A 25,802-nucleotide genomic window follows, 5' to 3' on the forward strand; every position below is an offset into this window, starting at 1 on the left:
CTGTTTCTCTTTCTGTGCTGTCAGTCAATGGTTAATTCAGGGTTACTTTATCGTTTGGGTCGAGGGCTTCTGTCAACCGTTGTTGCAAGATAAGGCGCAACTCCGGAGATAATGCGCGTCTGTCTTTGTCTGCAAGGATAAAAAGGTCTTCTACCCGCTCGCCAATCGTGGAAATGCGCGCACCGTGTAACGACACGTTGAGATCGGCGAGCACTTTACCCAGGCGCGCCAGTAGCCCCGGTTGATCGAGTGCGCTCAACTCCATGTAGCTGCGTCTGTCCGTATGTGTCGGTAGGAAGCTGATTTCCGTGGGCACACTGAAATGGCGTAATTTGGAGGACGTGCGGCGTGGGCGCGGGTGCTGGTAATCGCGCTGCGTGAGCGCCTGAACCAGCGCCTGGCGAATAAACTCGTGACGATCCGGTGCGACCGTGCTGCCGTCGGGTTCCAGTACGATAAAGGTGTCCATTGCCATGCCATCGCGGCTGGTGAAAATTTGCGCATCATGTACGCTCAGGTTGCGACGGTCGAGTTCGCCTGCCACAGCGGCGAACAGATAAGGGCGATCTGGGCTCCAGATGAAAATTTCAGTGCCGCCGCGGCTAGCCTGGTGGCTGATAAGCACCAATGGCTGATGTAAATCATGCTCAACCAGATGGCGTGCGTGCCAGGCAAGCTGATTCGGCGAATGGCGCAGAAAATAATCTGCGCGGCAGCGGCTCCAGATAGGGTGCAGCGCTTCTTCATCGATATTGTCCATGCGCAGCAGCGCCAAGGCCTGAAGGCGATGATGGCGTACGCGATCGCGCGCATCCGGCGTATTTTGCATCCCGCGGCGCAGCTGTTTCTTGGTGGCGAAATAAAGTTCGCGCAGCAGGCTCTGTTTCCAACTGTTCCACAAGGTTTCGTTGGTCGCGCAGATATCGGCGACCGTGAGGCTGACCAGGTAGCGCAGGCGGGTTTCGCTTTTCACTTCAGCGGCGAACTGCTGGATAACCGCCGGATCCTGAATGTCGCGACGCTGTGCGGTAACCGACATCAGCAGGTGGCAGCGCACCAACCAGGCAACCAGTTGCGTTTCGCGTGAATTAAGCTGGTGCAGAGCGGCAAACTCAACGACATCTTGCGCCCCTAGTTCTGAGTGATCGCCGCCGCGTCCTTTAGCAGTGTCATGAAACAGCGCCGTAAGTAGCAGTAATTCCGGCTGCGGTAGGCGCGGATACAGCTCCACGCACAGTGGGTGCTGGGCGCGCGTCTCTTCGTCGGCAAAGCTTTCCAGTTTGAGCAGCACACGCAGCGTGTGCTCATCCACGGTATAGGCATGAAACAGATCGAACTGCATCTGCCCGACAATATTGCTCCATAACGGTGTATACGCTTCCAATACGCTATGACGATGCATCGGCAGTAGGGCACGATTTACCGCGTGTGGATGGCGCAAAATAGCCATAAAAAGGTGCCGCGCTTCAGGAATTGCGCATAGTGGTTGGGCCAGATGGCGACGTGCATGACGCAATTGGCGCAGCGTGGTGGAATAGATGCCAGTAATCTCATCGTTGCGCACCATGGTGCTAAACATGCGCATAATTGCTTCCGGCTTGTGCATGAACAGCGTCTCATCACGCAGGTCGATCAGATTGCCACGCAGTTGGAATTCATCATCTATCGCGCGGGGTTTTTCACTGGCATCCAACGCCAGGATGGCACCATCGAACAGTTGCAGCAGCATATGATTAAGCTCGCTGACGCGGCGCGTCGCGCGATAGAAATCTTTCATCATGTGCTCAACCGGCGCATTACCCTCACCACGGTAATTCAGCAACTGTGCCACGTTGAGCTGGCGGTCAAACAGCAAACGGTTGTCGTAACGCGGCAGAATCAGATGCAAGGCAAAGCGAATGCGCCATAGGAAGCTCTGACATTCATTGAGCTCGTTGCGCTCTGCTTCGGTGAGAAAACCAAATCCGACCATTTCGTTGAGCGACGTGGCACCAAAATGGCGCCGTGCAACCCAGAGCAAGGTGTGAATATCGCGCAGCCCACCGGGGCTACTTTTTATATCCGGTTCAAGATGATAGCTGGTGCTGTGGTAACGCTGGTGCCGTTCTTGCTGTTCGGTGATTTTTGCCGGGAAAAAGGCGGAGGAGGGCCAAAAATCTTTACTAACAATCTGTTTTTGTAAGGAGAGAAACAGTGCAACATCGCCGCAGATCAGGCGCGATTCGATAAGGTTTGTCGCCACGGAAATATCCGCTCTGCCTTCTTGCAGGCACTCATCCAGCGTGCGCACGCTATGACCGACTTCAAGCTTGAGGTCCCACAGCAGAGTGATAAACGCGCCCACTTGTTGAGATCGATGGGCGCTGAGCGACTGCCCGCTGAGCACCAGCACATCAATATCCGACAGTGGGTGCAACTCACCGCGCCCGTATCCACCAACGGCCACAAGCGCCGTTTGTGCGGCAGATTCGAAACCGTAAAACGCCCACAGACGTTGCAGCAGATGGTCGATAAAAAAGGTTCTGGCGGTAATCAACGTTTCGGCGGCTACCCCGGCGCGAAATTCAGCGCCCAACCACGTCTGAAAACGCTCCATGGACAGTTTGAGCGCTGAGCAATCCAATTCGCTGTCGCTGTAGGTTAATGGGGAGGAGGGGGGCTGTATGTCAGCGGTGAACACGTCGGCGGAGTGAGAAGCGTTGTTGTCATTCATAAATTCACATCCCTTAAGCGTTGCCTGGCAAACGCCATAAAAGAGACGCCAGCCCTGTTAACGGTATCCCTGGCCGCCGCCGAAAGATAACCGTCGGGATGGCGCACCATTATGCCGGGTGCGAAATGATGTTGGGGATGGTGTCGTCTTTCCTCAGCGTCATAATTTCGCAACCGTTTTCTGTTACCACAATAGTATGCTCGTATTGCGCCGACAAGCTGCGATCTTTGGTTTTTACCGTCCAACCGTCTTTCATGGTGCGGATACGGAAATCGCCGGCGTTAAGCATCGGTTCAATGGTGAATGTCATGCACGCTTGCAGCACTACGCCGCCGTCATCGGCATCGTAATGCAGCACCTGAGGTTCTTCATGGAAACCGCGACCAATACCGTGGCCGCAATATTCGCGTACCACGGAGAAATCATTGCGTTCCGCAAATACCTGGATGGCTTTACCCAAGGCACGCAGCCGGATGCCTGGCTTGACCATTTTCAGCGCCAGATAGAGACTTTCCTGTGTGATACGGCACAGACGTTCGCCCAGAATGGTGGGTTTACCGGCGATGAACATCTTGGAGGTGTCACCGTGGAAGCCGTCTTTGATGACCGTGACGTCGATATTGACGATGTCACCGTCTTTCAGCAGACGATCATCGCTGGGAATGCCGTGGCATACCACTTCGTTGATAGAGATACACACCGATTTCGGAAAACCGTGATAACCGAGGCTGGCAGAAATGGCCTGCTGCTTGTTGGTAATATGGTCGTGGCAGATGCGATCGAGTTCGCCAGTGCTGACACCGGGAACCACATACGGTTCGATGATTTCCAGCACTTCCGCCGCGAGGCGGCCAGCGACGCGCATTTTCTCGATGTCTTCAGGGGTTTTTATCGATATAGCCATGCAAAATTGTCCGCAGGTGTCGAAGCAGTCGACGAATTTAAGGTTACTCACTAACAACTTATGTTATCAGCCCTGACGGATGGTGCCAAATCCACATTTGGATTCAATGGCGGTACGTCAGGAGAAAATCGGGTAAAGGGTGCGACAAAAGTTGGTGTCGGGGGGGACTTTATGGTATAAAGCGCGCCGGTGATCTGACTGGGTCTGGCTGACAGGTTCAGCGGAATTCACTAAACTCATATGTGTAAATAACACACACATGTCGACACGTTCACCGGGGTGCTCGAAGGTCAATGTCTTATGACGTGGCTGAAGGGTCGGTGTAATGGGACATGTGGAGGCTTAACCCCGTACTCAATTTATAGAGGTAATCATGGCAACTGTTTCCATGCGCGATATGCTCAAGGCTGGCGTACACTTCGGTCACCAGACCCGTTACTGGAACCCGAAAATGAAACCTTTCATTTTTGGTGCGCGTAACAAAGTTCACATCATCAACCTTGAAAAAACCGTTCCGATGTTCAACGGTGCATTGGCTGAGCTGAGAAAAATCTCTTCTCGCAAAGGCAAAATCCTGTTCGTTGGTACGAAACGTGCTGCAAGCGAAGCGGTAAAAGACGCTGCAAACAACTGCGACCAGTTCTTCGTGAACCATCGCTGGTTGGGCGGTATGCTGACTAACTGGAAAACCGTTCGTCAGTCCATCAAGCGTTTGAAAGATCTGGAAACCCAATCTCAAGACGGTACCTTCGACAAGCTGACCAAAAAAGAAGCTCTGATGCGTACTCGTGAACTGGACAAGCTGGAAAACAGCCTGGGCGGTATCAAAGATATGGGCGGCCTGCCAGATGCTCTGTTTGTGGTTGACGCTGACCATGAACACATCGCCATCAAAGAAGCAAACAACCTAGGTATCCCGGTATTTGCTGTGGTTGATACCAACTCCGATCCGGATGGCGTTGACTTCATCATCCCTGGCAACGACGACGCCATCCGTGCAGTAACCCTGTACCTGAGCGCTGTTGCTACCGCTGTTCGTGAAGGCCGTTCTCAAGATCTTGCTGTTCAAGCGGAAGAAGGCTTGGTAGAAGCTGAATAATAAGACTGGCTCCGTCGAGCCCTTATTAACCAGGTATTGAATATGTTGGTTAGGGGGCCTAAGTCCCCCTTTTATTTATCTCCCACGAGATAACCGAGGAAAAGATAATGGCTGAAATTACCGCTGTCCTTGTAAAAGAACTGCGCGAGCGTACTGGCGCTGGCATGATGGAATGCAAGAAAGCGCTGGTCGAAGCTAACGGTGGTATCGAACTTGCTATCGATAACATGCGTAAGTCTGGCCAGGCTAAAGCTGCGAAAAAAGCAGGCCGTGTTGCTGCTGAAGGTGTGATTCTGACCAAGATCGCGGCTGACGGCAAATATGGCGTTATCGTTGAGCTGAACTGCGAAACTGACTTCGTTGCTAAAGATGCTGGCTTCAAAGCTTTTGGCGAAGAAGTTGCAACGGCTGCACTGGACGAACGCATCACCAACGTTGACGTTCTGAAAGCGAAATTCGAAGAGCAGCGTACTACCCTGGTCGCGAAAATTGGTGAAAACATCAATATTCGTCGTATCGCTATTCAGGAAGGTGACGTGCTGGGTGCTTACCTGCACGGCGCACGCATTGGCGTACTGGTTGCCGCTACCGGCGCTGACGAAGAACTGGTTAAGCACGTTGCTATGCACATTGCTGCCAGCAAACCTGAGTACGTGAAAGCAGAAGACGTTCCGGCTGATGTGGTTGCGCGTGAGCATCAGATCCAGTTGGACATTGCCATGCAATCTGGCAAACCGTGTGAAATCGCAGAAAAAATGGTCGAAGGCCGTATGCGTAAATTCACCGGCGAAATCTCTCTGACCGGTCAACACTTCGTGATGGATCCCAACAAAACCGTTGGCGATCTGCTGAAAGAGCACAAAGCTGACGTCATCAGCTTCATCCGTTTCGAAGTGGGTGAAGGCATTGAGAAAGCGGAAGTTGACTTCGCTGCTGAAGTCGCCGCGATGAGCAAGCAGTCTTAAGATGCAAAAAAGGAGCCGCCAGTTGGTGGTTCCTTTTTATACCCGTCATACTTCACGTACAGCGGCGTTGGCGAGGTTCACTTGGCGCATTTCTGAGTAAACCGAAGCACAACACTTATGGGTCATACCCTCGGGGCATACCCACGGGCCATTCGTATGAAGCCGGGTATATCCAGCCAAAATTTTCAACACGTTTTACTGCCACTGCGCATTTATGCGTCGGTTCAATGACGCTCGCGGTAGGAGGGACTAAAGCGTGACAGTAATCACATTCCCATTATGATGATAGCCCGTTAGGACAACAACACCATGGCAACCAACGCAAAACCCGTATATCAACGTATCCTGCTTAAGCTCAGTGGCGAAGCATTACAAGGGGCCGAAGGTTTTGGTATTGATGCGAGCATTCTGGATCGCATGGCTCAGGAAATCAAAGAACTGGTTGAGCTGGGCATTCAGGTCGGCGTCGTTATCGGTGGTGGCAACCTGTTCCGCGGTGCCGGCCTGGCACAGGCTGGTATGAATCGCGTGGTGGGCGATCACATGGGGATGTTGGCCACCGTAATGAACGGCCTGGCAATGCGCGATGCGCTGCACCGTGCTTATGTCAACGCGCGCTTGATGTCAGCCATTCCGCTCAACGGTGTGTGCGACAATTACAGCTGGGCTGAGGCTATCAGCCTGCTGCGTAACAATCGCGTGGTGATTTTCTCCGCTGGTACCGGCAATCCCTTCTTCACTACCGATTCTGCCGCTTGTCTGCGCGGTATCGAGATTGAAGCTGACGTGGTGCTGAAAGCCACCAAAGTGGATGGCGTTTTTTCTGCGGATCCGGTTAAAGATCCCACTGCGACGCTTCATGAAACGCTAACCTATCAGGATGTTCTCGAACGGGAACTGAGAGTGATGGATTTGGCGGCCTTTACGCTGGCTCGCGATCATAATTTACCGATCCGCGTTTTCAACATGAACAAACCCGGAGCATTGCGCCGCGTAGTCATGGGTGAAAAAGAAGGCACCTTGATCACGAAGTAATAACGGGTGTACTGAAAAATAAGGTACTATCCTGATCTTGGTGGTACTGCTTTATTTTCGTAATACCAATAGATAACGCGCTGCGTCGGCATCCCGGCTCAAGCATCAATGATTTACCGGGTTTGCTGTATGCATCCCTGTCTGCTTGTATCATGCGCGTTGGTTTCATGATAAAGCACAGGGAAATAACCTGTCCGGCAACCAGTATTCAAGGGTCCGCAACGTGATTAATGACATCAGAAAAGATGCTGATACACGCATGGAAAAGTGTGTAGAAGCGTTTAAGCACCAAATTAGCAGAGTTCGTACTGGCAGCGCTTCAACGAGCCTGCTGGATGGCATCCAGGTAGAATATTATGGTTCTGCCACGCCGCTGCGCCAGGTGGCAAACATTGTGGTTGAAGACACGCGCACGCTGGCGATCACGGTGTTTGACCGCACCTGGGGCCCGGCCGTTGAAAAAGCGATCATGGCCTCCGATCTGGGGTTAAACCCGTCCTCTGCGGGCGCGGTGATCCGTGTCCCATTGCCTCCGTTGACGGAAGAGCGCCGCAAAGATTTGACCAAAGTAGTGCGCGGTGAAGCGGAACAAGGGCGTGTTTCCGTGCGTAACGTGCGCCGTGATGCGAACGACAAGCTGAAAGCGTTGTTGAAAGATAAAGCGATCAGTGAAGATGAAGAACGCCGCGCACAGGATGAGGTGCAAAAACTGACTGACGCCTATATCAAGAAAGTTGATGTCGCGCTGGCAGAAAAAGAAAATGAGCTGATGGAGTTTTAATCGGCTTCCAAAATAAAAGCGCCAGCCAGTACACCCACTGGTGGCGCTTTATTTTTTTAGAGCAATTTCATGAAGCAACTGACGATCCTCGGTTCAACAGGTTCGATTGGCGTTAGTACGCTGGCTGTAGTGAAAGCCAATCCGGGTAAATTCGCCGTTACCGCCCTGGCCGCTGGGCGGAACGTTGATGTGATGCTGGCGCAATGCCTGCAATTCCGACCTGCCTATGCCTCCATGTCAGATCCCCAGGCTGCGACATTGTTACGTGAACGACTGATGGACGCAGGCTGCCGTACCGAAGTGCTGGCGTGTGAGCACGCAGCGTGTGAGTTGGCTGCGCTCGATGGCGTCGATCAAGTGATGGCGGCAATCGTGGGGGCAGCAGGATTATTGCCAACGCTCGCAGCCATCAAAGCGGGCAAACAAGTGCTATTGGCGAATAAAGAATCTTTGGTCACCTGTGGCCGATTGTTTATGAACGCAGTTGCACAATACGGTGCGCAACTGCTACCGATAGACAGTGAACACAACGCCATTTTTCAGAGTTTACCTGAGCACATTCAACGCCAATTGGGTTACGCTTCATTAACGGAATATGGGGTGGAACGTATTATTCTGACCGGTTCGGGTGGCCCATTTCGAGAAACGCCGCTGGCCGCACTGGCGGCGATGACGCCCGATCAGGCATGTGCTCACCCCAACTGGTTCATGGGCCGCAAGATTTCTGTGGACTCCGCCACCATGATGAACAAGGGGCTGGAGTACATTGAGGCGCGTTGGTTGTTTAATGCGTCAGCGGCGCAGATGGAAGTGATTATCCATCCGCAGTCCGTTATTCACTCCATGGTGCGCTATCGTGATGGCAGCGTTTTGGCACAACTTGGCACACCGGATATGCGTACGCCGATCGCGCACGCAATGGCCTATCCGCAGCGCGTGGTATCGAACGTGGCACCGCTGGATTTTATGCGTCTTGGCCCACTCACGTTCAGCGAACCGGACATGACGCGTTATCCCTGCTTGCAGTTAGCGATTGCTGCGTGCAATCAGGGCCAGGCGGCAACGACTGCGCTGAATGGGGCTAACGAAGTTGCCGTCGACGCCTTTTTGCACGGTGAGATTCGCTTTACCGATATTGCGTCGTTGAATCAGCGCGTGGTGGAGCAGCTTTCTTGCACTGAGCCAGAGTCCGTTGACGATGTCCTGGCTATTGACCTTTGGGCTCGCGAGAAAGGCCGGGAGGCGTTACGCGGTTTCCACTGAGAACGTGCGCTTGCGGACGCGATCGTCGCGGCACAATTTGTTCATGCGGGATCAAGGTGATATAGTCTGCGCAATTCGCGTCGAGGTCAGTGCGAAAACGCTGGCGAAGGACGTACAGCCGTGCTCGTTCACGGCTTTTTTGTGCTAACGGGTCTGATGTTAGGGATGGATTGTTTTCTTACTTGAGGAAATTAAGTTCGCGTTATGCCGTCTGATAATCAACAAACACCCATTACGCCACCCGAAGACGGGCCAAGGCATGTCGCAATCATCATGGATGGTAATGGCCGTTGGGCGAAAAACCGTGGCAAGCTGCGCGTTTTTGGCCATCAGGCTGGTGTGAAGGCGGTGCGGCGGGCGGTGAGCTTTTCGGTAAGCCATCGGCTCGATGCCTTGACCTTATATGCCTTCAGTAGCGAAAACTGGAACCGTCCGGCGCAGGAAGTGAAAGCGCTAATGGAACTGTTTGTTCGGGCGTTGGACAGTGAGGTCAAAAGCCTGCATAAACACGGCGTTCAGTTGCGTATTATCGGTGATATCAGCCGTTTCAGCCCGCGTCTACAAGAGCGCATTCGCAGCTCTGAAGCACTGACAAAAAATAATCCAGGGTTAATACTGAATATTGCCGCGAATTATGGCGGACGTTGGGATATTATTCAGGGCGTCAGACAATTGGCTGAGCAGGTGCAGGAAGGCACACTCCGCACGGACACGATAGACGAAGATACCTTATCCCACGCCCTGTGTTTGAGCGATCAAACGCCGGTCGATTTGGTCATCAGGACGGGGGGAGAACACCGCATCAGTAATTTTTTGCTGTGGCAGATTGCTTATGCTGAGCTTTACTTTACCGATGTCCTTTGGCCTGATTTCGATGAACACGATTTTGAAGGTGCGATGAATGCATTTGCGCAACGCGAACGGCGTTTCGGTGGAACTGCACCTTCCGATGCTGACGCATCATAGGGGGAAGGTGTGCTGAAGTATCGATTGATAACTGCCTTGATTTTAATCCCGTTGGTCATTGCAGCATTGTTTCTGCTGCCACCGAAGGGATTTGCACTAGTAACTCTCGGCGTCTGCATGCTGGCCGCCTGGGAGTGGGGGCAATTCGCCGGATTATGCTCTTCTGCCCAGCGTTTGTCTCTTGCCTTTATGTGTGGCGCATTGCTGGCGTTGATGACACTATCATTGCCCAACTATCGCTATTCGGTTCATCTGCTGCCTATTCGCGTTTCGCTACGGGTATCACTGGTGTGGTGGTGTGGCGCACTGCTGTTGGTGCTGTCGTACCCCAGTTCTGCCGGATTTTGGCGCGGTTCAAAAGCGTTGCGACTGCTGTTTGGCGTGTTGACCATCGTGCCCTTCTTCTGGGGTACGGTGGCGTTGCGCCAGCACCATTATGATAGCGATCCCTTCTTCGGTGCCTGGTGGTTGCTCTACGTGATGTTGCTGGTCTGGGGTGCAGACAGCGGCGCGTACATGTTTGGTAAACTGTTTGGCAAGCATAAACTGGCCCCCAAAGTATCTCCGGGTAAAACTTGGGAAGGGTTTGTCGGTGGGTTAGCCACGTCCGCGGTTATCTCCCTGCTGTTTAGTGTTTATGCGCCGCTGGGCGTTGCGCCGTTTACGCTGCTCATCTGTTCGGTGATCGCGGCGCTGGCATCCGTACTGGGTGATTTGACCGAAAGCATGTTTAAACGGGAAGCCGGTATTAAAGACAGCAGCCACCTGATTCCCGGTCATGGCGGCGTGCTTGACCGCATCGATAGCCTGACGGCGGCGATCCCGGTATTTGCTTGCCTGATGTTTTTAGTGTTTAAAACGGTTTAGGATGACCTGACAGATGATGAATGTCTTTTGGAGTTTGGCTGCATTTGTTGTTGCACTGGGCGTATTGATTACGGTGCATGAATTTGGCCACTTCTGGGTTGCTCGTCGCTGTGGGGTTAAGGTTGAGCGTTTTTCTGTCGGATTTGGCAAGGCGCTATGGCGTTGGCGCGATCGGCGGGGGACTGAGTTTGTCATTGCCTTAATCCCACTGGGTGGCTATGTCAAAATGCTCGATGAGCGTGTGGATACCGTCTCGCCGGAACAGCATCATCTCTCTTTTAACCGTAAAACCGTGTGGCAACGTGCTGCCATCGTGAGTGCGGGTCCGATTGCCAATTTCCTGTTTGCGATTGCCGCCTACTGGCTGGTGTTTATTATTGGTGTGCCGGGTGTACGGCCCGTGGTTGGCGAAATAGTGCCCAACTCGATTGCTGCTATGGCGCAAATGTCGCCAGGGATGGAACTAAAAGCGGTAGATGGTATCGAAACGCCTGACTGGGACACGGCGCGTTTAACGCTGATTGGCAAGATAGGCGATGGCGATGTAACGCTTGATGTCGCTCCGCTCGGTTCTTCGTCCGTGGTGCGTAAAACGCTGGATTTGCGTGACTGGCAGTTCAATCCTGAAAGGCAGGATCCTGCGTCCTCATTGGGCATGGTGCCGCGTATGCCGCAAATCGATGCGGTGCTGACGCAGGTACAGGATGGGTCGGCAGCGCAAAAAGCCGGTTTGCAAGTCGGAGACAGGATCGTTAAAGTCGATGGGCAACCGCTGACGCGCTGGTCGCTGTTTGCCAGTACGGTGCGTGACAAGCCGGATGCAGATATTGCGCTGGACATTGAACGAAACGGTGAGAGCAGCTCTCTAATCTTGACGCCGGACAGCAAAGCGACCGGTGGCAGGGTAGAAGGGTTTGCAGGGGTGGTGCCAAAAGTCATCCCGCTGCCCGAGGAGTACCGGACGGTGCGGCAATACGGGCCGTTCAGTGCGATTTATCAAGCTGCGGATAAAACCTGGCAGCTGATGCGGTTAACCGTCAGTATGCTGGGAAAACTGATAACAGGCGGTGTTAAGCTCAACAACCTGAGCGGACCAATCTCTATCGCTCAGGGGGCCGGGATGTCGGCCGACTATGGGCTGATTTACTACCTGATGTTTTTGGCATTGATCAGTGTAAATCTGGGCATTATCAATTTGTTCCCGCTACCGGTTTTGGATGGTGGACGCCTGCTCTTTCTGCTGGTTGAAAAACTGAAAGGCAGGCCGGTTTCTGAGCGTGTGCAGGACTTTTGTTGCCGTATCGGCACGGTGGTGTTGATGCTGTTAATGGGGCTCGCACTTTTTAATGATTTCTCTCGCCTTTAGGCGGGGGAGTAGGTTAGGAAAAACGCATAACAACGATGGCGATGAAAAAGTTGCTCATAGCGTCGCTGCTGTTCAGCAGCGCCACCGTATACGGTGCAGACGGATTCGTAGTGAAGGATATTCATTTCGAGGGCTTGCAGCGTGTTGCTGTCGGTGCGGCACTGCTCAGCATGCCTGTCCGTGTGGGTGATACCGTCAGTGATGACGATATCGGGAATACCATCCGTGCTCTGTTCGCGACCGGAAACTTCGAGGATGTCCGGGTACTGCGTGACGGTGAAACCTTGATTGTGCAGGTCAAAGAACGGCCCACCATCTCCAGCATCACCTTCTCCGGCAATAAAGTGGCCGATGGTGAGATGCTGAAAGAAAAAATGGAAGAGTGCAGTGTTCGTGTCGGCGAAGCGTTAGACCGCACGACCCTCTCTTCTATCGAGAAGGATCTGGAGAATTACTACTACGGCGTCGGTAAATACAGTGCCTCCGTGAAAGCGGTAGTGACGCCGTTGCCGCGCAACCGCGTTGACCTCAATCTGGTGTTTAACGAAGGGGTTTCCGCGCAAATCCAGCAGATCAACATCGTTGGCAACAAAGCCTTCACCTCTGATGAATTGATTGCCCAATTCCAACTGCGCGATGACGTGCCGTGGTGGAACGTCATGGGCGTTCGTAACTATAAGAAACATGAACTCTCCGGCGACCTGGAAACGCTGCGCAGCTTCTATCTCGATCGCGGCTACGCGCGCTTCACGATTGACTCCACTCAGGTGAGCCTGACGCCCGACAAAAAGGGCATCTATATCACCATCAACATCACGGAAGGCGATCAGTACAAGCTGTCTGGGGTGACGGTGCGCGGTAATCTGGCGGGTCACTCTGCTGAGATTGAAGGGCTGACGAAAGTGAATTCCGGCGAGTTGTATAACGGCGCCAAAGTGACAAGCATTGAAAAGGATATCAAAAAGCTGCTGGGCCGTTACGGCTATGCTTATCCGCGCGTGGTGACACAACCTGAAATCAGCGACGGGGACAAAACCGTCAAGCTCAACATCAACGTTGATGCCGGTAACCGCTTCTCGGTGCGCCGTATACTCTTCGAGGGCAATGATACCTCCAAAGATTCCGTGCTGCGTCGCGAAATGCGCCAGATGGAAGGGGCGTGGTTGGGTAACGATCTGGTGGAGCAGGGTAAAGAGCGCCTCAACCGCTTTGGCTACTTTGGAAGAGTTGACGTAGAAACTCAGCGCGTGCCGGGCACCGCCGATCAGGTAGACGTCACCTACAAAGTGAAAGAGCGTAACACCGGTACGTTGAACTTCGGCGTCGGCTTCGGTACAGGTAGTGGTGTCAGCTTCCAGGCTGGGGTTCAGCAAGACAACTGGCTGGGCACTGGTAATTCAGTGGGCATCACTGGGAATAAAAACAGCTACCAGACCTATGTCGAGCTGTCGATGACCAAACCCTACTTTACGGTAGACGGTGTCAGCCTCGGCGGTCGTATTTTCTATAACGACTTTAAAGCCTACGATGCTGAACTTTCTGACTATACCAACCGCAGCTATGGCATAGGCACAACGTTAGGTTTCCCGATCAACGAGAACAACTCATTGCGTCTGGGTCTGGACTATGTACATAACGATGTGTCAGATATGTCACCGCAGGTGGCGATGTGGCGTTATCTTAATTCGGTAGGTGTTAATCCGCCGGTTGTAGAATCGGGCAATCACTCCAGCGCCGATTTTAACGCCAACGATTTCTTCCTCAACGCCGGATGGGTCTACAATAGTCTGGACCGTGGCTTCTTCCCGACGGAAGGGAGCAGTGCCAGATTCAACGCCAAGGTCACTGTGCCGGGATCCTACAACGAATACTACAAGCTGACCTTTGATTCAGCGACTTACTATCCGTTGAGTGAAAACCACCACTGGGTGTTGATGGGCCGTGCGCGCGCGGGCTACGCGGACGGTATTGGCAGCAAAGATGTGCCGTTCTACGACAACTTCTATGCTGGTGGTTCCATTGCGGTACGTGGCTTCCAGTCGAATACCGTTGGTCCTAAAGCGGCTTACTATCGGTGTGAAAAGCCGTTACCAAACAGTTACTCGGCTTGCCGTGTGGAAAATTCGGATGATGCTGTGGGCGGTAACGCCATGGCGGTGGCCAGTGCGGAATTGATTCTGCCGACGCCATTTTCCAGCGATAAATATGCCAGTTCGCTGCGCACCTCGTTGTTTGTAGATGCCGGTACGGTATGGGATACCAACTGGAAAAATACGAAGAACACCTTGGATGCTGGTGTGCCAGACTACAGCGAACCGGGCAATATTCGTGTGTCCACCGGCCTTGCCGTGCAGTGGATGTCACCGCTTGGGCCATTTGTGTTCTCCTATGCCCAGCCGGTCAAGAAAATTGACGGAGACAAGTCGGAACAGTTCAAGTTTAGCATTGGTAAAACATGGTAATGTAACGACAAGCTCGTCGTTTCTATATGAAGTATAGGGCTCTGGTAACGCGCCGCGCGCGCTGACCCAGAGCTTTGTGCACGTTAATGTGTGATAAAAAAGATCAGGTTGAGGAGTAATAAAGTGAAAAAGTGGTTGTGTGCCGCAGGTCTCGGTTTAGCTCTGGCAGCGTCTGCCAGCGTTCAAGCGGCCGACAAAATTGCCGTTGTCAACGTTGCCAGCATTTTCCAGCAGTTGCCGCAGCGTGAAACCGTTGCCAAGCAGTTGGAAAACGAGTTTAAAGGTCGTGCATCTGAATTGCAGAAAATGGAAAGCGATCTGCAAACCAAAATGCAAAAATTGCAGCGTGATGGTTCTACCATGAAAGCCAGCGACCGCAGCAAATCTGAAAACGATCTGATGGCGCAGCGTGAGAAGTTCTCCAACAAGGCACAGGCGTTTGAACAAGACAATCGCCGTCGCCAGATGGAAGAACGTAACAAGATCCTGAGCCGTATTCAGGATGCCATCAAAAGCGTTGCCAGCAAAGATGGCTACGATATCGTGATTGATGCCAAGGCGGTTGCCTATGTCGGTAACGCGAAAGACATCACGGCTGATGTGCTGAAACAGGTTAAATAACTCATGGTTTCAATTCGACTGGACGCCTTGGCAGCACAGTTGGATGCGCAATTACACGGTGATGGCGATATCGTCATCACCGGTGTTGCTTCTATGCATTCGGCACGCTCTGGACAAATCACCTTTCTTTCAGACAGCCGCTATCGTGAGCAACTGACCACGACACAGGCATCCGCCGTGGTAGTGACAGAAGTTGACCTGCCTTACTGCAAGGCAGCGGCGTTGGTGGTGAAAAACCCGTATCTGACTTATGCGCATATGGCGCAATTGATGGATACCACGCCGCAACCTGCGCAGGATATCGCACCCAGTGCGGTGATTGCAGATGATGCTGTGCTGGGGCGCAATGTCGCCATCGGTGCGAATGCGGTTATCGAGTCAGGCGCAGAGTTAGGCGATGGTGTGGTGATTTGTGCCGGTTGTTTTGTCGGGAAACACGCCAGGATTGGCGCGGGCTCTCGTCTGTGGGCCAATGTTACGGTCTATCATCGGGTTGAATTGGGGGCACAATGCCTGATTCAATCTGGTGCTGTGATTGGTTCCGATGGTTTTGGCTATGCCAACGAGCGCGGCAATTGGGTCAAGATCCCGCAGTTAGGAACGGTACGCATCGGCGATTGCGTTGAGATTGGTGCTAACACCACCATTGACCGCGGTGCGCTGGACGACACCATTATTGGTGACGGCGTTATCATTGATAACCAATGCCAGATTGCACACAACGTCGTGATTGGCGACAATACAGCAGTCGCTGGTGGCGTTATCATGGCTGGCAGCCTGAAAATTGGCCGTTACTGCATGATTGGCGGTGCCAGTGTGATCAATGGTCATATGGAAATTTGCGATAAGGTTACGGTTACCGGCATGGGGATGGTCATGAGACCTATCACCGAACCCGGCGTATACTCATCGGGAATTCCGTTACAGCCAAACAAAACGTGGCGTAAAACCGCAGCGCTGGTGATGAGTATTGATGATATGAGCAAACGGCTGAAAGCCGTTGAGCGTAAAGTCAACCAAGATTGATCTCTGTGCCAGCCTCGCCAAAACAGCGGCGGCGGCTTGATGGAGATGGGTTTATACGCGTTGGTTGTTGTGGATTGCCTGCTTAGGCTGGCGTAAAAATCCTTATTTGCGGCCTGCCAGATGATCCTCCTTTTGGGATCTCGCAGGCCGTGTTGTTGATGGCATCAGTTTTACGGACAGGAAGAGTATTTTGACTACTAACACTCATACTCTGCATATTGAAGAGATTTTAGAACTACTACCGCACCGCTTCCCCTTTTTGCTGGTGGACCGTGTATTGGATTTCGAAGAAGGGAAATTCCTGCGTGCGGTGAAAAACGTCTCTTTCAACGAACCCTTCTTTCAGGGACACTTCCCCGGTGAGCCCATTTTCCCCGGCGTGCTGATTCTGGAAGCCATGGCCCAGGCTACAGGCATTCTGGCATTTAAAAGCGTGGGTAAGCTAGAACCGGGTGAACTTTACTACTTCGCGGCTGTGGACGAGGCGCGTTTCAAACGTCCGGTGCAGCCAGGGGATCAGATGATTCTTGAAGTTGAATTCATTAAAGAGCGCCGTGGTGTTGCACGTTTCAAAGGCGTCGCCAAAGTGGATGGCGAAGTGGCTTGTGAAGCGTCCATGATGTGTGCTCGTCGTCGTGAGGCATGATAACTTGATTGATCAAACCGACTTTATTCATCCCAGCGCTATTGTTGAAGACGGTGCCATTATTGGCGCACGTGTACACATTGGCCCGTTCTGCTATGTCGGTTCTCACGTTGAGATCGGCGAAGGCACGGTATTAAAATCCCATGTTGTGGTAAATGGGATCACTAAAATCGGCCGTGATAATGAGATCTACCAATTTTCCTCCATTGGTGAGGTAAATCAGGATCTGAAATACGCGGGTGAACCGACTCGCGTAGAGATCGGCGATCGTAACCGTATTCGTGAAAGTGTCACGATTCATCGTGGTACGGAACAAGGTGGTGGATTGACTAAAGTCGGCAGCGATAATCTGCTGATGATCAACACGCATATCGCCCATGACTGCGTCATTGGTAACCGCTGCATTCTGGCGAACAATGCCACGCTGGGTGGACACGTAGAAGTAGATGATTTTGCTATCATCGGCGGCATGACAGCGGTGCACCAGTTCTGTGTCATCGGTGCGCACGTTATGGTAGGAGGCTGTTCCGGCGTGGCGCAAGATGTGCCGCCGTACGTCATTGCTCAAGGTAACCATGCGACGCCGTTTGGCCTCAACATTGAGGGGCTGAAACGCCGCGGGTTCGAAAAAGAGACCCAGCAGGCGATTCGTAACGCCTACAAGCTGCTGTATCGCAGTGGGAGAACGTTGGAAGAGGTGAAACCGGAAATCGAAGCGCTGGCGAAAGATCATCCTGCGGTTCAAGCATTTATCGATTTATTTGCCCGTTCTACCCGCGGCATTATCCGGTAATTCATGTCAACGCGTCCCCTTGTGATAGGTATCGTCGCCGGAGAAACCTCCGGCGACATTCTTGGTGCAGGCCTGATCCGAGCGTTGAAAAGCCAGATGCCTGACGCTCGCTTTGTCGGCGTAGCAGGGCCTCGCATGCAGGAAGCCGGGTGTGAAACCTGGTATGAGATGGAAGAACTCGCAGTGATGGGGATCGTCGAGGTGTTAGGGCGTTTGCAGCGCCTGCTGTCGATCCGCAGTGATCTTACGCAGCGTTTCACCGAGCTTGCGCCCGACGTTTTTGTTGGCATTGATGCGCCCGATTTCAATATCACGCTCGAAGGTAGCCTCAAAGCGCGCGGTATCCGCACCATTCATTACGTCAGCCCCTCCGTGTGGGCCTGGCGCCAGAAACGCGTTTTCAAAATTGGGCGTGCCACCGATCTGGTGTTGGCGTTTCTTCCCTTTGAAAAAGCGTTTTACGACAAATTCAACGTGCCTTGCCGCTTTATCGGCCACACCATGGCCGATGCCATGCCGTTACAGCCGGACAAACTGGCGGCGCGCGCACATTTAGGCATCTCGCCTGAGCGCCATTGCCTATCGCTGCTGCCGGGTAGTCGCGGGGCTGAGGTGGAGATGCTGAGCGCCGATTTTTTACGCAGCGCACAGCTATTACGCCAACGCTATCCTGATTTAGCAGTGTTGGTGCCGTTGGTTAATGCCACGCGGCGTGAGCAATTTGAACGCATTAAGCAAGAAACGGCCCCCGAGATGGATGTGCATATGTTGGATGGTGAGGCGCGTGAAGCGATGATCGCCAGCGATGCGGCGCTGCTGGCGTCCGGCACCGCAGCGTTGGAGTGCATGTTGGCAAAATGCCCGATGGTCGTGGGCTATCGCATGAAGCCCTTTACGTTCTGGCTGGCAAAGCGGTTGGTAAAAACCCCCTGGGTGTCGTTACCGAATTTGCTGGCAGGGTGCGAATTGGTAAAAGAGTTGCTGCAAGAAAAGTGCACGCCAGACAAGCTGGCGGCGGCGTTGCTTCCTTGGCTGGAAGGCGGGGAAGACGTGAAACAGTTGCACGAGACCTTTTTGGCGCTGCACCAACAGATTCGTTGTGATGCGGATACGCAGGCGGCACAGGCTGTAATGGAATTGGCCCGAGGTGAAGTGAATGTATGATGTTTTTGTCTATCCAGATGCGACGCGCATAGCTGGTGTAGATGAAGTGGGGCGCGGCCCGTTGGTGGGTGCGGTGGTCACCGCCGCAGTGATTCTCGATCCGCAGCGTCCAATCGTTGGATTGGCTGATTCAAAACAGCTCAGTGAAAAACGCCGCCTGGCGCTTTATGATGAGATCAAAGACAAAGCGCTGTCATGGAGTTTGGGGCGCGCCGAGCCCGAAGAGATTGACCAATTGAATATCCTGCATGCCACGATGCTGGCAATGCAGCGTGCCGTTGCAGGGCTGCACCTGGCACCCGATTATGTGCTGATAGACGGCAATCGCTGCCCGCTGTTGCCCATGCCTGCATTGGCGGTGGTGAAGGGCGACAGCCGGGTTGCTGAGATCAGTGCCGCATCGATTCTCGCTAAAGTGACGCGAGACCGGGAAATGGTCGAGTTGGATGCCCGTTTCCCTGAATATGGCTTTGCGCAGCACAAGGGTTACCCGACTGCTTATCACCTTGAAAAACTCGCTCTTTTAGGTGCTACTGAGTACCACCGGCGCATTTTCGCCCCCGTAAAACGCGTATTAGGGTTGGCATAGCCCGTCAACCGTGCGCAATCAGGTAATATCGGTGCCCTGCTCGTCACGCGGGGCTGTTTTCGACAACGTCTAGGATCTGGATATGGCAGAACCACGTTTTGTCCATCTGCATGTGCACAGTGACTATTCCATGATCGATGGGTTGGCAAAAGTCGGGCCGCTGGTAAAAAAAGCGGCCGCGCTGGGCATGCCAGCACTGGCGATCACGGATTTCACCAACCTGTGCGGGTTAGTGAAATTTTACGGCGGCGCACACGGTGCGGGCGTTAAACCCATTGTCGGCGCGGATGTTCTGGTAAGCAGCGATGTGCTGGGCGATGAACTTGCACAGCTCACCCTGCTCGCCATGGACAACGAGGGCTATCAAAACCTCACGCTGCTGATTTCCCATGCTTATCAGCGCGGCTACGGTGCCGAAGGCCCCACCATCGAACGCGACTGGTTGATCGAGTACGGTAAAGGCTTACTGCTGATTTCAGGTGCTCGGCAGGGTGACGTCGGCAAATTTATCCTGCGTGGCAATCAGGCGTTGGTCGAGCAAAGCCTAGCCTTTTATCAAGAGCACTTTCTAGGCCGTTATTATCTGGAACTGATTCGCACCGGTCGCCCGGATGAAGAGAGCTATCTTCACGCGGCGATTGAATTAGCCATGAAGCACCATCTACCGGTGGTAGCGACCAACGATGTTCGATTCATCAAAGCCGATGAGTTCGATGCCCATGAGATTCGCGTTGCTATCCACGATGGCTATACGCTTGATGACGCAAAGCGCCCGCGTAACTACAGCGCGCAGCAATATATGCGCAGCGAAGACGAGATGTGTGAGCTGTTTGCCGACATCCCGGAAGCACTGGTGAATAGCGTCGAGATAGCCAAACGTTGTAATGTCACCATCCGTCTGGGGGAGTATTTCCTGCCCCAATTTCCGACCGGTGATATGTCCACCGAAGATTTTCTGGTTAAACAGGCCCGTGAAGGGCTGGAAGAGCGTCTCGCGTTCCTGTTCCCTGACGAAGAGGTGCGTAAGCAGCGTCGCCCGGAATACGACGAGCGTTTGGAAATCGAACTAAATGTTATCAACCAGATGGGGTTCCCTGGCTACTTCCTGATCGTGATGGAGTTTATCCAGTGGTCAAAAGACAACGATGTCCCGGTAGGTCCGGGGCGCGGTTCGGGTGCAGGCTCGCTGGTGGCCTACTCACTGAAAATCACCGATCTCGATCCGCTTGAATTTGACCTGCTGTTCGAACGTTTCCTCAACCCGGAACGTGTGTCGATGCCTGACTTCGACGTCGACTTCTGTATGGAAAAGCGTGACCGGGTTATCGATCACGTTGCTGAGATGTACGGGCGCGATGCGGTATCGCAGATCATTACCTTTGGTACCATGGCAGCCAAAGCGGTTATTCGCGACGTAGGTCGCGTGCTCGGACACCCTTACGGTTTTGTCGACCGCATCTCCAAGCTGGTGCCGCCGGATCCGGGCATGACGCTGGAAAAAGCCTTTGCTGCTGAACCGCAGCTACAGGAAATTTACGACGCCGACGAAGAAGTCAAAGCGCTTATCGATATGGCGCGCAAACTGGAAGGGGTGACGCGCAACGCGGGTAAACACGCCGGTGGGGTGGTAATATCGCCGACCAAAATCACCGATTTCGCGCCGCTCTATTGCGATTCGGAAGGGAATCATCCGGTTACCCAGTTTGACAAGAACGACGTGGAATATGCCGGGTTGGTGAAGTTTGACTTCCTGGGGCTGCGCACGCTGACTATTATCGACTGTGCGCTGGAGATGATTAATGCCCGCCGTGCTAGGCAGGGGCTGGAGCAGATTGATATCGCGTCCATCCCGCTCGACGATAAAAAAAGTTTCGACATGCTGCAACGTTCGGAAACAACGGCGGTGTTCCAGCTTGAATCGCGCGGTATGAAAGACCTGATCAAACGTCTGAAGCCGGACTGCTTTGAAGACATGATCGCTCTGGTGGCGTTGTTCCGTCCAGGGCCTTTGCAGTCAGGGATGGTGGATAACTTTATCGACCGTAAACACGGACGTGAGGAAATATCCTATCCTGATATACAGTGGCAGCATGAATCGCTGAAGTCAGTGCTGGAGCCGACCTATGGTATCATCCTGTATCAGGAACAGGTGATGCAGATAGCCCAGGTGCTTTCCGGCTATACGCTGGGCGGTGCAGACATGCTGCGCCGCGCCATGGGTAAGAAAAAACCCGAAGAAATGGCCAAGCAGCGCTCCGTGTTTGAGGACGGCGCGAAGAAGATGGGCGTCGACGGCGAATTGTCGATGAAGATCTTTGACCTGGTAGAAAAATTTGCCGGGTATGGGTTTAACAAATCGCACTCAGCCGCCTACGCACTGGTGTCGTATCAAACGCTGTGGCTCAAGGCGCATTATCCTGCCGAATTCATGGCCGCTGTGATGACGGCGGACATGGATAACACTGATAAAGTGGTGGGGCTGGTGGATGAGTGCCGGCGTATGGGGCTAAAAATCCTGCCGCCGGATATCAACAGCGGGTTGTACCATTTTCACGTCAATAATGATGGGGAAATTGTTTATGGTATCGGCGCGATCAAGGGCGTCGGCGAAGGGCCGATAGAAGCTATCATCGACGCGCGAAATCAGGGCGGGTATTTCCGCGAGTTGTTCGATCTCTGTGCTCGTACTGATATCAAGAAACTGAATCGTCGCGTGCTGGAAAAGCTGATCATGTCCGGTGCGTTTGATCGGCTGGGACCGCATCGCGCGGCGTTGATGAATTCGCTCAACGATGCGTTGAAGGCCGCCGATCAGCATGCCAAGGCCGAAGCTATCGGTCAGGCAGATATGTTTGGTGTTCTGGCGGAAGCGCCGGAGCAGGTAGAGCAGTCCTACAGCACGGTAGCTCCCTGGCCGGAGCCGGTGGTGTTGGACGGTGAGCGGGAAACGTTAGGGCTTTATCTGACGGGCCATCCGATCACGCAGTATCTCAAGGAAATTGAACGCTATGCTGCCGGTTTGCGTTTGAAGGACATGCACCCGACGGATCGGGGCAAAGTAACAACGGCGGTCGGTCTGGTGCTGGCTGCCCGCGTAATGGTCACTAAGCGAGGTAATCGCATTGGCGTGTGTACACTGGATGATCGTTCCGGCCGTTTGGAAGTGATGCTGTTTACTGAAGCGTTGGAAAAGTATCAGCATCTTCTTGAAAAAGACCGAATTCTGATCATCAGTGGACAGGTCAGCTTTGATGACTTTAGCGGGGGCCTTAAAATGATGGCCCGAGAGGTCATGGATATCAGTGAAGCGCGTGAAAAATATGCGCGCGGGCTTGCCATCTCGTTGACTGACAGGCAAATTGATGACCAGCTATTAAACCGTCTCCGTCAATTGTTGGAACCTCATCGATCAGGGACGATCCCGTTACACCTTTACTACCAGCGAGAGGATGCCTGCGCCCGGTTGCGTTTTGGCGCGGCATGGCGTGTGACGCCAACCGATGTGCTGCTTAATGACCTGCGCACACTGCTGGGGAACACCCAGGTGGAACTGGAATTTGACTAAAATAGGAATACTATGAGTCTGAATTTTCTTGATTTTGAGCAGCCGATTGCAGAGTTGGAAGCGAAAATTGACTCGCTGACCTCAGTCAGCCGTCAAGATGAAAAATTGGATATTAATCTGGACGAAGAGATCCAGCGACTGCGGGAAAAAAGCGTTGAACTGACGCGCAAGATTTTTGCCGATCTGGGTGCTTGGCAGATTGCACAATTGGCTCGCCACCCGCAGCGTCCCTACACGCTGGACTATGTCAGCCATATTTTCACTGACTTTGATGAATTGGCGGGCGATCGAGCCTATGCTGATGACAAAGCGATTGTGGGCGGCATCGCGCGTTTGGATGGGCGTCCGGTGATGATCATTGGTCACCAGAAAGGGCGCGAAACCAAAGAGAAAATTCGCCGCAATTTCGGTATGCCTGCACCTGAAGGCTACCGTAAAGCGCTGCGCCTGATGGAAATGGCGGAGCGTTTTAACCTGCCGATCATCACCTTTATCGACACGCCGGGCGCGTACCCGGGCGTTGGTGCCGAAGAGCGCGGCCAGTCGGAAGCCATTGCGCGCAACCTGCGTGAGATGTCCGGTCTGAGCGTACCGATTATCTGTACGGTGATTGGAGAGGGGGGTTCCGGTGGTGCATTGGCGATTGGTGTGGGTGACAAGGTCAACATGCTGCAATACAGCACCTATTCTGTGATTTCACCAGAAGGCTGTGCCTCTATCCTGTGGAAAAGCGCCGATAAAGCGCAGCTGGCGGCGGAAGCGATGGGGATAATCGCCCCGCGTCTCAAAGAGCTGAATCTGATTGATGCCGTCATTCCTGAACCGCTCGGTTCTGCGCACCGTGATGTGGAAACCATGGCGGCGTCGCTGAAAGCACAACTGCTGTCAGACTTTCGTGAGCTGGATGAATTGGATAAAGACGCGCTGCTTGATCGCCGTTACCACCGGTTGATGAACTACGGTTACTGCTGATCCCAGACCTATCGCGCTGAATAAAGTCCGCTTTCAGCAAGGAGGCGGACTTTTTTCTATTATGCGGCTATTTCCATTATCACCTTGCCACAACAAGGAGTACGCATGCTCGCGTTAACGGAGATTCACCATATTGCTATTATTGCCTCTGACTACCGGCGCAGTAAGGCATTTTATTGCGATGTCCTTGGGTTTGAGCTGTTGGCGGAAATCTATCGGGCAGAGCGAGACTCATGGAAAGGCGATCTGGCGTTAAAGGGGTGGTACGTTATCGAACTGTTCTCGTTTCCCTCGCCACCGCCACGACCTACTCAGCCTGAATCCTGTGGCCTGCGCCATCTCGCTTTTGCGGTAGCTGACATTGATGAGGCGTGCGACGCACTGCAACGTGCAGGTGTTGCCTGTGAACCGGTGCTGGTGGATGAATTTACCCAGCGTCGCTTCACTTTCTTACGCGATCCAGATGGATTACCGTTGGAGCTTTATGAGCAGTGAGAGAATCAACGTGGCTACGCTACTGGAAAACGTAGCGGTGCAACTCTCTGGCTGTCAGCGTGTGCTGGTGGCTTATAGTGGCGGCCTGGATTCCAGCGTGCTACTGCATATGCTGTATCAATTGATGCAGCAGCGCTCGGATATTGTTGTGCGTGCCGCCTATGTGCACCATGGGTTAAGTACTCACGCTGAGCATTGGGCGCAGCACTGCATGCATACCTGCCAGCAATGGGATATTCCCTGTTCGGTGCTGCCTGTCACGGTGGATGCGCGTGAACGTGGTGTTGAAGCGGCAGCACGCGAAGCGCGTTACCAAGCATTACGCCAACATCTGTTACCTGAAGAAGTGCTGCTTACCGCACAGCATCTCGACGATCAGAGCGAAACGTTCCTGTTAGCGCTCAAGCGTGGCAGCGGGCCAGCCGGGCTTTCAGCGATGGGTGCTACGGGACAGTTGGGTGCTAATCGATTGCTACGTCCATTGCTGGGCGTAGCGCGAGCTCAACTTGAAGATTATGCCTGTCATTATCGGCTCACGTGGGTGGAAGACGAGAGCAATTGCGACGCGCGTTACGATCGCAACTTTCTCCGTTTGCAGGTATTACCGCAACTAAAACAGCGCTGGCCGTCATTTTCAGAAGCAGTGGCGCGCAGCGCGCGACTGTGTGCCGAGCAGGAACAACTGTTGGATGAATTGCTGGCGCCATTGCTTCAGTCGGCCTGTGACGAGAAGGGGGCGTTGGCGATTGATGCTTTGCTCCCACTGAGCGAACCGCACCGTTTTGCGCTGTTGCGGCGTTGGCTGAGAGTGCACGAGGTGGCGATGCCTTCACGCGAACAATTGCTGCATCTGTGGCAGGATATGGCTCTGAGCCGCCAGGATGCAGAACCGTTGTTAAAATTGGGAACCGTACAGATTCGACGCTTTCGTCAGCATTTATACTGTGTTGCCGAGTGTGTAAACGTCTTCGATCTGGTGTTACCCTGGCAACCTGAGCAGGGCAAACTAATGCTTCCGCACCGGTTAGGTTATCTGTCCTTGGACGAACAAGGTATGCGTATCCGACGCCCGCGTCCTGATGAGCAAGTGAGCGTGGGTTTTGGCCTGAAAGGGAAACTGCATATTGTTGGGCGCAGTGGCGGACGATCTGCGAAAAAACTGTGGCAGGAATATGCGATTCCTCCCTGGATGCGTGAACAAATTCCTATTCTGTATTACAACGAATACCCTATCGCAGCCGTTGGCGTTTTTGTGATGCGGGAAGGAGAATCATCAGCAAAGGATACCGCATGGCAGATAGTATGGCGGATGACGTAGCGCTGATACAGTAGCTATCAGCGCTACTCAGGCTGCTGACTAGCCAATTCAAGGGCTTTGTTGAATAAATAGATATTATGCTGCGTAGCCATAAAGGCTGCGGATTCCCTTGACGTAAAATCAGTATGTTAAATCCAGAGCGTGGTGATGCATCCCGGAGCGATCAGCATTTTAATCCAAAACAGGCGTGTC

Annotated in this window: 21 protein-coding genes; 19 read left to right on the forward strand and 2 right to left on the reverse strand. The window is 53.2% G+C overall.

Translation table 11 applies throughout. From position 1 onward, the window contains the following. Positions 1-31 precede the first annotated feature (31 nt). Both glnD and map read right to left on the reverse strand, forming a co-directional pair. Positions 32-2,713 (reverse strand): bifunctional uridylyltransferase/uridylyl-removing protein GlnD, encoded by a 2,682-nt coding sequence (gene glnD / locus QZ506_RS13560; RefSeq protein ID WP_291971710.1) that lies wholly within the window; start codon positions 2,711-2,713, stop codon positions 32-34. Positions 2,714-2,822: 109 nt separating this feature from the next. Continuing rightward, complete coding sequence (map, locus tag QZ506_RS13565; RefSeq protein WP_291971712.1) at positions 2,823-3,617, reverse strand: type I methionyl aminopeptidase; 795 nt, start codon at positions 3,615-3,617, stop codon at positions 2,823-2,825. Between the two features lie 373 nt (positions 3,618-3,990). Between map and rpsB the strand changes: the two genes are divergently transcribed. From rpsB to tilS, 19 genes are all read left to right on the forward strand, one after another. Then, positions 3,991-4,716, forward strand: coding sequence for a 30S ribosomal protein S2 (gene rpsB, locus QZ506_RS13570; protein ID WP_291971714.1), 726 nt, complete (start codon positions 3,991-3,993; stop codon positions 4,714-4,716). A 107-nt stretch (positions 4,717-4,823) separates the two neighbouring features. Continuing rightward, complete coding sequence (gene tsf / locus QZ506_RS13575) at positions 4,824-5,681, forward strand: translation elongation factor Ts (RefSeq protein WP_291971716.1); 858 nt, start codon at positions 4,824-4,826, stop codon at positions 5,679-5,681. 309 nt (positions 5,682-5,990) lie between these two features. Then, a complete protein-coding gene (gene pyrH, locus QZ506_RS13580; RefSeq protein ID WP_291971718.1) occupies positions 5,991-6,716 on the forward strand; it encodes a UMP kinase in 726 nt (241 codons plus the stop codon). 223 nt (positions 6,717-6,939) lie between these two features. Then, a complete protein-coding gene (gene frr / locus QZ506_RS13585; RefSeq protein ID WP_291971752.1) occupies positions 6,940-7,497 on the forward strand; it encodes a ribosome recycling factor in 558 nt (185 codons plus the stop codon). A 69-nt stretch (positions 7,498-7,566) separates the two neighbouring features. Next, entirely contained in the window at positions 7,567-8,760 is a 1,194-nt protein-coding gene (gene ispC / locus QZ506_RS13590; protein WP_291971720.1) for a 1-deoxy-D-xylulose-5-phosphate reductoisomerase, read from the forward strand. A 204-nt stretch (positions 8,761-8,964) separates the two neighbouring features. Further along, positions 8,965-9,726: a (2E,6E)-farnesyl-diphosphate-specific ditrans,polycis-undecaprenyl-diphosphate synthase gene (gene ispU, locus QZ506_RS13595; RefSeq protein ID WP_291971722.1), complete on the forward strand. Its 762-nt coding sequence runs from the start codon at positions 8,965-8,967 to the stop codon at positions 9,724-9,726. A 9-nt stretch (positions 9,727-9,735) separates the two neighbouring features. After that, entirely contained in the window at positions 9,736-10,593 is an 858-nt protein-coding gene (cdsA, locus tag QZ506_RS13600) for a phosphatidate cytidylyltransferase (RefSeq protein ID WP_291971724.1), read from the forward strand. Between the two features lie 13 nt (positions 10,594-10,606). Continuing rightward, positions 10,607-11,959 carry a sigma E protease regulator RseP gene (gene rseP, locus QZ506_RS13605; RefSeq protein WP_291971725.1) on the forward strand — a complete coding sequence of 451 codons (1,353 nt, stop codon included), beginning with the start codon at positions 10,607-10,609 and terminating at the stop codon, positions 11,957-11,959. Between the two features lie 35 nt (positions 11,960-11,994). Then, the gene (bamA, locus tag QZ506_RS13610) at positions 11,995-14,421 is read left to right on the forward strand and encodes an outer membrane protein assembly factor BamA (protein WP_291971727.1); all 2,427 of its coding nucleotides are present in this window, start codon (positions 11,995-11,997) and stop codon (positions 14,419-14,421) included. 123 nt (positions 14,422-14,544) lie between these two features. Next, positions 14,545-15,042, forward strand: a complete 498-nt coding sequence (gene skp / locus QZ506_RS13615) for a molecular chaperone Skp (protein WP_291971729.1) — start codon at positions 14,545-14,547, stop codon at positions 15,040-15,042. Positions 15,043-15,045: 3 nt separating this feature from the next. Beyond that, a complete protein-coding gene (gene lpxD / locus QZ506_RS13620) occupies positions 15,046-16,068 on the forward strand; it encodes a UDP-3-O-(3-hydroxymyristoyl)glucosamine N-acyltransferase (RefSeq protein WP_291971731.1) in 1,023 nt (340 codons plus the stop codon). Positions 16,069-16,258: 190 nt separating this feature from the next. Next, positions 16,259-16,714 (forward strand): 3-hydroxyacyl-ACP dehydratase FabZ, encoded by a 456-nt coding sequence (gene fabZ, locus QZ506_RS13625; RefSeq protein ID WP_291971732.1) that lies wholly within the window; start codon positions 16,259-16,261, stop codon positions 16,712-16,714. 4 nt (positions 16,715-16,718) lie between these two features. After that, entirely contained in the window at positions 16,719-17,507 is a 789-nt protein-coding gene (gene lpxA, locus QZ506_RS13630; protein WP_291971734.1) for an acyl-ACP--UDP-N-acetylglucosamine O-acyltransferase, read from the forward strand. Between the two features lie 3 nt (positions 17,508-17,510). Beyond that, positions 17,511-18,671, forward strand: coding sequence for a lipid-A-disaccharide synthase (lpxB, locus tag QZ506_RS13635; RefSeq protein ID WP_291971736.1), 1,161 nt, complete (start codon positions 17,511-17,513; stop codon positions 18,669-18,671). Then, the gene (gene rnhB / locus QZ506_RS13640; protein ID WP_291971738.1) at positions 18,664-19,260 is read left to right on the forward strand and encodes a ribonuclease HII; all 597 of its coding nucleotides are present in this window, start codon (positions 18,664-18,666) and stop codon (positions 19,258-19,260) included. Before lpxB ends, rnhB begins: the two co-directional genes overlap by 8 nt. A gap of 82 nt (positions 19,261-19,342) precedes the next feature. Further along, positions 19,343-22,825 (forward strand): DNA polymerase III subunit alpha, encoded by a 3,483-nt coding sequence (gene dnaE / locus QZ506_RS13645; RefSeq protein WP_291971741.1) that lies wholly within the window; start codon positions 19,343-19,345, stop codon positions 22,823-22,825. A gap of 12 nt (positions 22,826-22,837) precedes the next feature. Next, complete coding sequence (accA, locus tag QZ506_RS13650; protein WP_291971743.1) at positions 22,838-23,797, forward strand: acetyl-CoA carboxylase carboxyl transferase subunit alpha; 960 nt, start codon at positions 22,838-22,840, stop codon at positions 23,795-23,797. 105 nt (positions 23,798-23,902) lie between these two features. After that, entirely contained in the window at positions 23,903-24,292 is a 390-nt protein-coding gene (locus QZ506_RS13655; protein ID WP_291971744.1) for a VOC family protein, read from the forward strand. Further along, positions 24,261-25,610, forward strand: a complete 1,350-nt coding sequence (tilS, locus tag QZ506_RS13660; protein ID WP_291971746.1) for a tRNA lysidine(34) synthetase TilS — start codon at positions 24,261-24,263, stop codon at positions 25,608-25,610. Before QZ506_RS13655 ends, tilS begins: the two co-directional genes overlap by 32 nt. Positions 25,611-25,802: the final 192 nt, after the last annotated feature.

It is taken from the genome of Candidatus Symbiopectobacterium sp. (assembly GCF_020054415.1).
Classification (GTDB): Bacteria; Pseudomonadota; Gammaproteobacteria; order Enterobacterales; family Enterobacteriaceae; genus Symbiopectobacterium.

Bases quoted from the DNA above. Each gene is read 5' to 3' on its own strand.
- glnD (WP_291971710.1), bottom strand. From the start codon at position 2,713: ATGAATGACAACAACGCTTCTCACTCCGCCGACGTGTTCACCGCTGAC.
- map (WP_291971712.1), bottom strand. From the start codon at position 3,617: ATGGCTATATCGATAAAAACCCCTGAAGACATCGAGAAAATGCGCGTC.
- rpsB (WP_291971714.1), top strand. From the start codon at position 3,991: ATGGCAACTGTTTCCATGCGCGATATGCTCAAGGCTGGCGTACACTTC.
- tsf (WP_291971716.1), top strand. From the start codon at position 4,824: ATGGCTGAAATTACCGCTGTCCTTGTAAAAGAACTGCGCGAGCGTACT.
- pyrH (WP_291971718.1), top strand. From the start codon at position 5,991: ATGGCAACCAACGCAAAACCCGTATATCAACGTATCCTGCTTAAGCTC.
- ispC (WP_291971720.1), top strand. From the start codon at position 7,567: ATGAAGCAACTGACGATCCTCGGTTCAACAGGTTCGATTGGCGTTAGT.
- ispU (WP_291971722.1), top strand. From the start codon at position 8,965: ATGCCGTCTGATAATCAACAAACACCCATTACGCCACCCGAAGACGGG.
- rseP (WP_291971725.1), top strand. From the start codon at position 10,607: ATGATGAATGTCTTTTGGAGTTTGGCTGCATTTGTTGTTGCACTGGGC.
- bamA (WP_291971727.1), top strand. From the start codon at position 11,995: ATGGCGATGAAAAAGTTGCTCATAGCGTCGCTGCTGTTCAGCAGCGCC.
- lpxD (WP_291971731.1), top strand. From the start codon at position 15,046: ATGGTTTCAATTCGACTGGACGCCTTGGCAGCACAGTTGGATGCGCAA.
- lpxB (WP_291971736.1), top strand. From the start codon at position 17,511: ATGTCAACGCGTCCCCTTGTGATAGGTATCGTCGCCGGAGAAACCTCC.
- rnhB (WP_291971738.1), top strand. From the start codon at position 18,664: ATGTATGATGTTTTTGTCTATCCAGATGCGACGCGCATAGCTGGTGTA.
- dnaE (WP_291971741.1), top strand. From the start codon at position 19,343: ATGGCAGAACCACGTTTTGTCCATCTGCATGTGCACAGTGACTATTCC.
- accA (WP_291971743.1), top strand. From the start codon at position 22,838: ATGAGTCTGAATTTTCTTGATTTTGAGCAGCCGATTGCAGAGTTGGAA.
- QZ506_RS13655 (WP_291971744.1), top strand. From the start codon at position 23,903: ATGCTCGCGTTAACGGAGATTCACCATATTGCTATTATTGCCTCTGAC.
- tilS (WP_291971746.1), top strand. From the start codon at position 24,261: ATGGATTACCGTTGGAGCTTTATGAGCAGTGAGAGAATCAACGTGGCT.